The following is an 11,244-nucleotide window of genomic DNA, read 5'->3' as shown; positions in this document are numbered from 1 at the left end:
TACAAAAAACTCCGTAGCGAAGACGCTACGGAGTTTTTTTCTGTTTTAAAGGTAGTCTAATCCCAACTTAGGATAATTTTACCGCAGTTTCCTTGTTCCATTATCTCAAATCCTTTCTGGTAGTCATCCACACTAAACCGATGAGTGATAATGGGTGATATGTCAAGTCCCGACATCAACATCTGTTCCATCTGATACCAGGTCTCGAACATCTCACGACCATAAATGCCTTTAAGTGTCAGCCCTTTGAAAATCACTTTGTTCCAGTCAACCGTTGTGTTTGAAGGCAATATGCCAAGAAGTGAGATTTTTCCTGAGTTATACATGTGGTCGAGCATCTGGTTGAACGCAGCTGTTGATCCGGAGCACTCAAGACCAATGTCAAACCCAATCATACCAAGCTCTTTTACTGTATCCGTGAGGCTATCCTTTAGCGGATTAACAACTTTTGTTGCGCCCATTTTTCTAGCCAACTCAGCGCGGAAATCATTGGTTTCAGTGGCCACCACATATCTGGCTCCGGCAAATCGCGCAACTGCAACGCACATGCTTCCAATAAGGCCGGCACCTGTTACCAGCACATCTTCACCTATCAGCGGAAAGCTCAATGCAGTATGTGTTGCATTGCCGAAGGGATCCATGATGGATACGATTTCGTCAGGAATTTTGGAGCTTATTTTCATGACGTTGTTCGATGGCACTACTACATAATCGGCAAAAGCACCATCAATGTTTACGCCAATTCCCACTGTTTTCTCGCAGATATGTTGCCTTCCACGACGGCAGTTGCGGCAATGTCCGCAAGCGATATGGCCTTCACCGGTCACACGATCGCCTTCTTTAACATTCAAAACTTCAGAGCCAACAGCTGCTACGTAACCAACATATTCATGACCAATAATCATTGGCGTTTTTATGGTTCTTTGCGCCCATTCATCCCACTTATAGATGTGTAGATCAGTACCACAAATGGATGTTTTGGTAATCTTTATCAAAACATCATTGTGTCCCGGAACCGGAACCGGTTTTTCCTGCATCCAAATGCCTTTTTCCGGTTTTGCTTTAACAAGAGCCCGCATTGTTGCCATAGTCCTATTGCGCTTTTATATAATGTAAATTACAAAATTTGTTGATAACGTAAAAGTGCAAAAGGATTTTCAATTTGACGTGTGATAATCGTCATGCAGCACAGATTATTTATAGGATATCACCCCTCCAATTAGCATACCGTAGAGCACAGAATTTACTGGACTCGCAGTTATCGAACATGAACCGCTGTTACATCCAATAAAATAGTAGTAGGCGTAACCGAGCAACGCACCAGCAACCAATCCTATTCCCATTCTTATTAATCTTTTTTTCCATGATATTTTTGTAACTTCTTTTTCGTTTTCCATCGTTTAAAAGTTTTATGTACAAATGCAAATATATAAAAATATAGATATATAATAAAATTCACTTTCAATATTGCATTGCAATATTTTCCCAGATTAAATCGTTTTTTGTCTGTTATGGAAAAATTCCGAAGCAATACCTTATAAAAGGATGATTCAACTTTCGGATTTTGTGCTTCATTCTCTATTTAGTATTTACTTCACTTAGTTTGAAATATATTCTCCGTTTTCATGATGTTGTTTGGTATGGCTCCGTTTTTGTTATATTTTTAGATGGGCGATTTTAAATTAATAATGGAAACTGTATGAAGTTAAACTGTCTGTTGATAATCACTTTATTTTTTTCTTTTTATGAAGTTAACGCTTCTGACGATACTGTGTCATTCAAATCTGTATGGGCTGAGTTTGTTTCTGGTGACGACAATGAAAAGAGTTTCCGGTTTGTAGATACTATGTCGCAGTTGGAGACTTTGGCCGGTAATTTTCCCAAGCACAATATGGAATCCTATTTGCCCGAATCATGGAACTGTGTTGTGTCATCCGATTCAAATATGGTTTTTTTAGCAGGGGTATTGCCTTATCGAATGCAACAGGGGCGGTTAATATGGATATTATTGAGTCCTGAGAATGAAATGCCTGCCCGACTTTTTAGCCATTTGCTCGATGTGTCTGTACAACAGTCTTTTCGTCCTGAATTGTCATCTACGCAGTTTGCAATAGATAATAAAGTATATACTTCACTTGTTATAAGTAACGGAACACAGGAGTTGCTATCCTTTCCAGATGTTGAAGTAAAACTTTTGTTTGATCAACTCACTCAATCTGCTAATGACCAACGTAAGGAAGAGTTGAGCCACGATATTTGGGAGAGGTTGTCGGCATTGCTAAACCAAAAGGAACTGTTCCGTAATCCTTTTAAGGGCTACGAACGGATGTCTACACTTATATCTCCGGATGGTGTTGTGAAGATTTGCACCTGGAACATTGAATATATCAATGGCGACAATGCATTTTTTGGAGGTGTTACTGTGCATTTAAATGGCAATGTGAGGGTCTTTCAACTAAACGACTCTTATAAGTCGATTCGCTCGCCCGAGCAAGCTAACCTGACTGCCTCCAGATGGTATGGTTGTGTGTACTACGATTTGCTCGAAAACCGCTATCGTGGCGACACTTTTTATACACTTTTGGGCTACAATGGAAACACAGCATTTTCAAAAATCAGAGTAGTGGAGGCACTAACCATTGCTGCGAATGGCACCCCTCGTTTTGCTTCTGCAATTTTTACCGATGAGCGCAGGTCGCGACGAAGACTTATTTTTGAGTATAGTAACCGTGCAAGTATGATGTTACGATATGATGCCGGCATACGTATGATCGTTATGGATAATCTTGCGCCCATCGACAATATGTTTGAGAATGATTTCCGGTACTACGGCCCCGATTTTAGCTACAATGGCTTGCGTTTTGAACGTGGAAAATGGGTCTGGTATGACGATGTTGATTTAAGAAATCCCGCCCCGCCCCGGCGATCCAGATAAATTCTTACACCATGATGAAAATAGTGATTATTGGTTCAGGCAATGTGGCCACCCATTTAACAATAGCCCTACACAATGCCGGATATGAGATTTTGCAGGTTTATAGCCGCGACATCACCAATGCTGATATTTTGGCTCAAATGGTTGATGCTGCTGCCATCGATGACATCGGCAATGTAAACGTAACTGCAGATTTTTATTTCATCTCCGTTTCAGATAGATTTATTGATGATGTGGCTCGTCAGATGCCTTTGGTGAAAGGAGTGGTGGCTCATACTGCCGGAAGTGTGGATATGTCGGTACTTAATAAGTTTGATTTACACGGTGTATTTTATCCCTTTCAGACTTTCACAAAGGATAAGGAGCTTGATTTTAAGGAGGTGCCTGTGTTGGTTGAGGGAAACATATCTCATGCCCGACGAGTACTTATGGAGGTAGCAGATGCAATAAGTAACAGGTCGCAAAAAGCCACCGGTGAAATGCGTAAAGCGCTTCATATTAGTGCGGTCTATGCTTGCAATTTTGTCAATCATCTGTATGCTCTTGCCGACGAGTTGCTTGCGCATAAAGAGCTTGACTTTTCTCTTCTTAAGCCATTAATTCTTGAGACCACGCAAAAGGCTCTTTCCATGAAACCTCACCATGCTCAAACAGGTCCTGCCCGAAGGTTCGACCATCAAATAATGAAAGCACACATGGATTCGTTACCAACAAAATCATTTCATCACGAAGTGTATGCACTCATGTCCGAAAGCATCATGAAAATGTATGATGCTGATTAAAGCCTCGCGTTGTTATAACTATTTTGCGTAAATTCGCAGAAAAGCTGATTTGATATGACAAATTTTAAAGAGGATTTGATGAAAGTGAAGGCTTTTGCCTTTGATGTGGATGGTGTTCTTAGTAGCGATTGTATTCCAATGCACCCATCGGGTGAGCCAATGCGCACTGCTAATATCAAGGATGGATTTGCCCTTCAAAAAGCCATAAAACTTGGATATAACATCGCCATTATTACCGGTGGCAACACAAAATCTGTCTTTACAAGATATCAGAACCTTGGTATTACTGACATATACATGGGGTCTTCGCATAAAATGACTGATTTAGACCATTGGCTGAATAAATATAACCTGGATGCTGACAATGTAATGTACATGGGTGATGACCTGCCCGATTATCATGTGATGGAACGTGTTGGCATCGCCGTTTGTCCGGCCGATGCAGTTCAGGAAGTTAAATCGTTGTGCAAATATATAAGTGATAAAAAAGGTGGCGAAGGGTGCGTTCGCGATGTAGTGGAGCAGGTGTTGCGCGCACATGGCAAGTGGGGGAGTGATTATACCTGGTAGTATAAGTCGCGAGTTTATATCTGGTCAAATAACTGAAACAATATGGCATTTCTTCGATTAATTCGCTACAAAAATCTTTTGATTATTGTATTGATGCAGTATTTGCTCCGGTATGGATTGCTGCTGCCAATGCTTGGTTATTACGGGATGGAGCCGGCTATGTCGGATGCGCGTTTTCTGTTGCTGGTCATCACCACACTCTTTTTGGCTGCATCGGGGTATGTTATCAATGATTATTTTGATCTAAAGATTGATCGCATCAACCGACCGGACAAAGTTGTTGTTGGCCAGGTGCTTCCGCGTAGGGTAGTAATGCTTTTACATGTGTTGTTTACATTTGCCGGCGTGCTCACAGGGTTGTTTCTTTCCTATATTTCCAGAAAAGAGACTTATGCACTGATGTTTATACTCATTCCGGTATTGCTTTGGTACTACTCCACAACACTAAAGAAACAAGTGTTAATTGGTAATCTGGCCATATCGTTGTTAACGGCTCTTGTTCCATATTTTGTGGTATCACTGGAATTTGCTTCTTTGGCCAGAGTGCACGGAGAAGCTATTTTGGACACAGAAGCTTGCTCAATGGCTTGGTTTTGGACTACTGGTTTTGCCTTTTTTGCCTTTATCAGTAATCTGGGGCGTGAAATTATCAAGGATATGGAAGATGTGCGGGGCGACAAGGAGGCCGGTTGCCGCACCTTACCCATCGAAATGGGCATCGACTATACAAGGAGTATTGTCATACTGCTATCCATCTTATCAGTAGTAGCTTTGTGGGTGGTGTTTTTTATTGTTCCTCAAATCCGGATTAGCCTCATTGCTTTGATCTATTTCATATTTCTTTTAACCATTCCCTATTTGTTGTTGATATGGCAGGTGTTTCGTGCAAAAGAGCCACATCAGTTTCACTGGGCATCACAAATTAGCAAATTAATTATGCTTTTTGGCATAGTGTTTACGCTTGTGGCCCGCAGTTTTTTTGTTTAGTTTTTCATGAAGAAACCATATTCTATTGTACTAGCTTCGCAGTCTCCTCGTCGTCAGGAGTTGTTGCGTATGGCCAACATCGACTTTTCTGTTGAGTTAAATAACGATATTTCCGAAGATTTTCCCGATTCAATGCCTGCTTCTGAGGTGCCACTCTATTTGGCTCGTCGGAAGCAAGCTGCTTATTATGCTTTTTGGTCGCAACCGGGCGTTATCGTCATAACTGCCGATACCATCGTATCTTTAAATAACATTGTGCTCAACAAACCAGAAAGCCGCAATGCCGCCATCCTCATGCTCAGCCAACTTGCGGGTCAGAAGCACACTGTAATAACCGGGGTTGTGCTTAAGAGCAAAGAGAAGGAGGTAGCCTTTGATGCATCTACCCATGTGTTTTTTAAACCTCTCTCATTAGAACTTATAGAGTATTATGTGGATAATTATAAGCCATTTGACAAAGCCGGCGCTTATGGCATTCAGGAGTGGATTGGCCTAATTGGTATCGATCGCATTGAAGGTTCATATTTCAACGTCATGGGATTGCCAGTGGACAAGGTTTACGAAGCGTTACATCGGTTTTAGAATTCATTAAATAGACTCAAAATTCTTGATTAAGCATAAAATATTGGAATATGATTAGATTTTTTACAATTGTCATTTTATGGGTGTTTGTAGTCGGTCGGGCATTGGCCGGCGAGGGAATGTGGATTCCCATTCTACTTGAAAAGTATAATATCGATGAGATGCAGTCCAAAGGCTTTCAGCTCACCGCAGAGGATATCTTTAGTCTCAATCAATCGAGCATGAAAGATGCTGTAATGGTGTTTGGAGGCGGATGTACCGGAAGCATGATTTCTGCCGAAGGCCTGTTAATTACAAACCATCATTGCGGATATTCAGTTATTCAGAGCCATAGCAGTGTTACAAATGATTATTTGAAGGATGGCTTTTGGGCATATTCAAAAGAGGAAGAACTTGTGAATCCCAATTTGCAGGTGCGCTTTTTAAAGCGGATGGAAGATGTGACTTCACGTGTGCTTCATGGCGTGTCAGATGACATGGCGCGTTCACACAGGGCAAATCTCATCAGGCGCAATATGGATAAGATTGTAACAGAAGCCACTGAAGGAACCCATTACACAGCATCTGTTGAATCATTCTATCATGGGAATCAATATTTTTTGTTTGTCAATGAGGTGTTTCGTGATGTGCGTCTGGTAGGTGCACCGCCATCCTCCATCGGAAAATATGGGGGTGATACAGACAATTGGATGTGGCCACGCCATTCAGGTGATTTTGCATTATTTCGAGTATATGCTGATAGCAATAATCAGCCGGCCGATTATTCGCCCGGCAACGTACCGTATCAACCTGCGTGGCACTTTCCGATATCAACAGCCGGAGTTAAGGAGGGTGATTTTACAATGGTGTTTGGCTATCCCGGAAGTACAAGTCAGTATGTGCCATCGTTTCATTTGCAGATGCTTACCGAAACGGTATATCCTGCGTTAATTGATTTGCGCACCGCGAAACTAAACATTATGAATCATTATATGGATAACGATGCGTTGGTACGAATACAGTATGCTTCCAAAAATGCTTCGTTATCCAACGCGTGGAAGCGATGGAAAGGTGAAATCAGAGGATTGGGGATTTTAGATGCAGTTGCTGTAAAGCAGATGTTTGAAGCGGATTTTACCCAATGGGTTGAGGCGCATCCGGAACGATACAATAGGTATGGTAATATTATCGACTTGTACCGCGATACCTATGAATCATATATCGATTACCGGCTTGCGCGGGATTTTATGATGGAGTTGATTGGTCGTCGCGGTTTGGAGACGATCCGTTTCGCCGGCTCGTTTGAAAAATTGTTCTCCATGTATGGAACTGAAAATTTCACAAAGGAGCAGATAGATGCGGAAAGGGATAAGTTGGAAATTGAAATTAATAATCATTTTAAGGATTTTTCCTTGTCCATCGACCGGGAAATTACGCCTGCTGCAATGCATAAGTACCGGAAGTCTGTGCCGCAACAATTTCATGGTAATATTTTCAAAGATATTGATGCCAAATACAAAGGCGACGTGAATGCATTTATGACCAATTTATTTTCTACTACAATTTTTACTGATGAAAACATTGTGAGACAGTTTAATTCCTCATTGTCAAAACGTCAGTTGCGTCAGGTTCAGAATGATCCAGCGCTAGCTTTTTTCCGTCAGCTTCGTGATGTATATTACAATGACATTTTGCCCGGATTTAACCGATTGAATCAGACGCTTGACAGTCTGAACCGATTGTATATGCAGGGTATTATGGCATTTGACAGTACACGCGTTTTTTATCCTGATGCAAATTTTACATTGCGGGTAGCTTATGGTCGGGTAGGTGGCTACCTGGCACGTGATGCGGTTCAGTATCAATATCAAACCACCCTCGATGGCATATTTGAGAAATTCGCTACTGGTAATCCGGACTACGCCATTCCTCTGCGTTTGCAGGAGTTGTATCATCAGCGAGATTATGGCAACTATGCAGTTAACGGCACGGTACCTGTCTGCTTTGTGGCAACTAACCATACAACAGGCGGTAATTCAGGAAGTCCTGTGCTCAATGGAAGAGGTGAACTAATAGGTGTTAATTTTGATCGTGCATGGGAAGGCGTTATGAGCGACTTGATGTTTAATCCGGAGCAATGCCGCAATATTTCTGTTGACATACGCTATGCACTATTCATAATTGATAAGTTTGCCGGAGCATCCTACCTGCTTGAGGAGTTGAATCTGGTGCCTTGATTTTTTTTGCAAAAAAAAATCATTCTGCTGTAACTTTTGCCATCAACTTGTTGTCATAACTTTAGATGTGAAATTTTAAACTTTAAAGAATGAAACAAAACCTAACCGCAATGTGCATGGTTTGCATTTCGCTGCTATTGGTGAGTTGCGTATTTGCTGAAAATCAGGGGGTGGTAAAAGAGACCCGTCCGGTTGCGCCATTTAACTCTATCCGGGTAAGTTCCGGTATTTTTCTCTACCTTGTTCAGGGTACCGAGAATTCAGCTGTTGTTGAAGCCGATGAGAGTATAATCGACCGCGTGGTTGTAGAATCTACCAATGGAGATCTCCGTATCAGTTACAATCAGGCAAAGGGATTGTTTCGCCGTAATCCAAACCGAGGTAAAATATCTGTTTACGTCACGTTTACCAGATTGGAAGCGTTACAAGCCTCTTCCGGGGCACAGGTTCAATCAGAAGGCATGCTGCTGCTCGATGTGTTGCAACTTACGTCTTCATCCGGAGCCGCATGCAGGTTAGAAGCAGATTGCTACAGCCTTAATATGGAGGCCTCTTCGGGGGGGCACATTAATTTGAAAGGAGCGGTTAGGGAACTGACTGCAAAAGCCAGCAGCGGTGCACATATTAATGCTGCCGATTTGGTTGCTGAAGAAGTATCAGCAGAAGCCAGTTCAGGCGGTCATATAAATGTTTTTTGTACATCTGAAGTTGTTGCTTCTGCCAGTTCCGGTGGCCATGTGAATGTATATGGCGAAGGATTGATGCGATCAGTAAGTCAGTCGAGCGGAGGAAGCGTGAAGCGCCGATAAACGCTAACGAAGTATTTTGATACAGAAAGCGGGGCAATTACCAGTATGGTTTTGCCCCGCTTGTTTATCTTTTATTTAATCAGTTGTGTATGGTTGAAATTATCAGGTTTGGTTTTCTACTCTAACTTTTCCGTCTAAGATATCCTGAGCCATATCCAGAATGGTTGTATCATCGAGTTCGACAACGCCGCCATCGGGCCCCTGCTCAATATGTATCCCTACTGTTTTACCCCGATCGTAGTTGGCCCCTCCGAAATAGTTTCGGACTGTTTCCACGTCGAGGTTTAAATTTTCGGCGATAACACGTGTTGCGCCTTCCGGAAGACTATCCTTAATCCTCCTAAGCTGGTTAAATGTGATTGTTGCAGTCATGATTGAAAGGTTTTAAAGCGGTTATTGATAGTTTTAAATATAGAAAACTTCTTTCAATCTTAATAGAAATTTAACAACAATCGTGTTTGTTTTAACAAAAATTAATCAATAAGCCAAAGGGCGATTATTATTGATTGTCTCCTTTTTTACATCAACTTCAACAGGAGTCTTGATGAGATAAATATGATTGTAATTGAAAGGATGCCAATTAAAACCGATATCCATACTTCTGAACCAAAGGTTTGCTTTTGTTCTCCCTTTTTAAAAATAACCTTTCGCGAAAACCAACCGTAGACTGCATATACGCCATATCCCAAGGCCGCGCCAAGAAGAACACCTCCGATGATATCTCCAGGGTAGTGAACACCCATGTATATTCTGGAATAGGAATTTATTATTGCCCAAATAAAAATAAAAATGGTAAAATAGGCCTTTCGGAAAAGCAATGATGTGAACAGCGCCAGACCAATTGAGTTGGTTGCGTGGGATGATACAAAGCCAAATCTTCCACCTCTTCTTTCATTTACCAGCCTTACCAATCCCTCAAGAGATGGTTCCCAGCTCGGTCTGAATCGTTCAAAAAAGGGTTTGAAGAAGGAGCTTGAAACCTGATCGCAAAGAACAATAGTTAATACAATGGCCAGTACTGCCCATACGCCTTTCAATCCCAGCCTTTTCCACACAACCCATAGAATGGATGCATAGAGGGGAATCCATACAGAAACACTGGTAAAAACCCAGAAGAAGTTATCCCAAAGTGGAGAGTGGAAACTGTTGAGATAAAGAAGAAGTTCTTTGTCTAGTTGAATGATTGCGTCCAAAACTAAAGATGTTTAATTATTACTTTTTAGTACAAAATAGATGCGGTTGAACTACAAATATATGCAGTTTGGTTTTTTTTACTGCAAGAATCCTGTTTTTTTAGTTATTAAGTAGGTTGGGTTGAGCGTTGGGGTATCGTTAAATGGCGTATCACTAATAAGGTGTACTGCCAGTTTATCTTTCTTTTTCTCTAATCTGCACCTTTTCCCATTTCGTGTTTTTACCAACTACTCGGTTGATAAGGTGCAGGTATTGTTTCTCTCGAAATACAATATCTTTCCTACTATGGGTTGGTCAATTTTGTGATTCGAGCTACATAATGATTACATTTGTATCTGACAAATAGCAACCGGATGACACGAATTATACAGTCTTCATCCGGTAAATAATTTTTATTTATGGAGTTAAAACTGAAGAATCCGATAGTGTTTTTTGACCTGGAAACCACCGGGATAAATATTGCAACAGACCGCATCGTTGAGATAGCCATTCTAAAAATCCATACCAACGGGAAAGAGGAAATGCGCAGCCATCGAGTAAATCCAGAAATGCCAATACCCAAACGATCATCTGAAATACACGGTATTTATGATGAGGATGTGAAGGATTGCCCAACATTTAAGATGTTGGCAAGGGAGTTGGCTAAGTTTATGGAAGGTTGTGACATTGGCGGGTTCAATTCCATAAAGTTTGATATTCCGCTTTTAGCAGAGGAGTTTCTAAGAGCAGAAGTTGACTTTGATATGAGTAAACGTCATTTTGTGGACGTACAGACAATTTTCCATAAAATGGAAAAAAGGACTTTAGGAGCCGCATATAAGTTTTATTGCGATAAAGATTTGAATGATGCGCACAGTGCAGAAGCTGATACGCTTGCAACGTTCGAAATCCTAAAGGCTCAGTTGGAGCGCTATTCTGAACTTAAGAATGACATTGCCTCACTGGCTGAGTTCTCCTCGTTTAATCGTAACGCGGATTTTGCCGGTCGCATAATTTTTAATGAGAAAGACGAAGAGGTTTTTAATTTTGGAAAGTACAAAGGTGTTAGCGTAACCGAAGTGTTTGAAAAGGATCCCGGATACTACGGATGGATGATGAATGGTGATTTTCCCCTTTACACCAAGAAAGTTCTTACCGCTATTAAACTGCGTCAATTTAACGCAAAGTAA

General features: G+C 41.3%; 12 protein-coding genes. 8 read left to right on the top strand and 4 right to left on the bottom strand.

Annotation, left to right across the window (positions count from 1 at the left end; genetic code table 11):
* Positions 1-56 precede the first annotated feature (56 nt).
* Both tdh and ALKIM_RS0100950 read right to left on the bottom strand, forming a co-directional pair.
* Positions 57-1,088, bottom strand: coding sequence for an L-threonine 3-dehydrogenase (tdh, locus tag ALKIM_RS0100955; RefSeq protein WP_235714351.1), 1,032 nt, complete (start codon positions 1,086-1,088; stop codon positions 57-59).
* Between the two features lie 105 nt (positions 1,089-1,193).
* Complete coding sequence (locus tag ALKIM_RS0100950) at positions 1,194-1,397, bottom strand: DUF6132 family protein (RefSeq protein ID WP_026473034.1); 204 nt, start codon at positions 1,395-1,397, stop codon at positions 1,194-1,196.
* Between the two features lie 302 nt (positions 1,398-1,699).
* Here ALKIM_RS0100950 and ALKIM_RS17130 point away from each other — a divergent pair, with 302 nt between their 5' ends.
* From ALKIM_RS17130 to ALKIM_RS0100915, 7 genes are all read left to right on the top strand, one after another.
* Positions 1,700-2,935 (top strand): hypothetical protein, encoded by a 1,236-nt coding sequence (locus ALKIM_RS17130; RefSeq protein ID WP_052345188.1) that lies wholly within the window; start codon positions 1,700-1,702, stop codon positions 2,933-2,935.
* Between the two features lie 11 nt (positions 2,936-2,946).
* Positions 2,947-3,717 (top strand): Rossmann-like and DUF2520 domain-containing protein, encoded by a 771-nt coding sequence (locus ALKIM_RS0100940; RefSeq protein ID WP_052345185.1) that lies wholly within the window; start codon positions 2,947-2,949, stop codon positions 3,715-3,717.
* A gap of 54 nt (positions 3,718-3,771) precedes the next feature.
* Positions 3,772-4,287 (top strand): KdsC family phosphatase, encoded by a 516-nt coding sequence (locus ALKIM_RS0100935; protein WP_026473032.1) that lies wholly within the window; start codon positions 3,772-3,774, stop codon positions 4,285-4,287.
* 42 nt (positions 4,288-4,329) lie between these two features.
* Complete coding sequence (locus ALKIM_RS0100930; RefSeq protein WP_026473031.1) at positions 4,330-5,274, top strand: geranylgeranylglycerol-phosphate geranylgeranyltransferase; 945 nt, start codon at positions 4,330-4,332, stop codon at positions 5,272-5,274.
* Positions 5,275-5,280: 6 nt separating this feature from the next.
* Positions 5,281-5,856: a Maf family nucleotide pyrophosphatase gene (locus ALKIM_RS0100925; protein ID WP_026473030.1), complete on the top strand. Its 576-nt coding sequence runs from the start codon at positions 5,281-5,283 to the stop codon at positions 5,854-5,856.
* A gap of 50 nt (positions 5,857-5,906) precedes the next feature.
* Entirely contained in the window at positions 5,907-8,072 is a 2,166-nt protein-coding gene (locus ALKIM_RS0100920; RefSeq protein ID WP_044117661.1) for a S46 family peptidase, read from the top strand.
* 89 nt (positions 8,073-8,161) lie between these two features.
* On the top strand, positions 8,162-8,881 hold the full coding sequence (locus ALKIM_RS0100915; protein ID WP_026473028.1) for a head GIN domain-containing protein: 720 nt from the start codon (positions 8,162-8,164) through the stop codon (positions 8,879-8,881).
* 102 nt (positions 8,882-8,983) lie between these two features.
* Here ALKIM_RS0100915 and ALKIM_RS0100910 read toward each other — a convergent pair whose 3' ends face one another.
* Together ALKIM_RS0100910 and ALKIM_RS17125 are read right to left on the bottom strand one after the other, a co-directional pair.
* On the bottom strand, positions 8,984-9,253 hold the full coding sequence (locus tag ALKIM_RS0100910) for a hypothetical protein (RefSeq protein ID WP_026473027.1): 270 nt from the start codon (positions 9,251-9,253) through the stop codon (positions 8,984-8,986).
* 146 nt (positions 9,254-9,399) lie between these two features.
* Positions 9,400-10,074, bottom strand: coding sequence for a phosphatase PAP2 family protein (locus ALKIM_RS17125; protein ID WP_044117660.1), 675 nt, complete (start codon positions 10,072-10,074; stop codon positions 9,400-9,402).
* A gap of 399 nt (positions 10,075-10,473) precedes the next feature.
* On the opposite strand from ALKIM_RS17125, the gene ALKIM_RS0100900 reads away from it, so the two are divergent.
* Positions 10,474-11,244 carry a 3'-5' exonuclease gene (locus tag ALKIM_RS0100900; RefSeq protein WP_026473026.1) on the top strand — a complete coding sequence of 257 codons (771 nt, stop codon included), beginning with the start codon at positions 10,474-10,476 and terminating at the stop codon, positions 11,242-11,244.

Origin of the sequence: Alkaliflexus imshenetskii DSM 15055 (genome assembly GCF_000517065.1) — a bacterium.
Taxonomy (GTDB): domain Bacteria; phylum Bacteroidota; class Bacteroidia; order Bacteroidales; family Marinilabiliaceae; genus Alkaliflexus; species Alkaliflexus imshenetskii.
The sequence above is the reverse complement of the archived record's forward strand: the minus strand, read 5'-3'. Positions and strand labels throughout refer to the sequence as shown.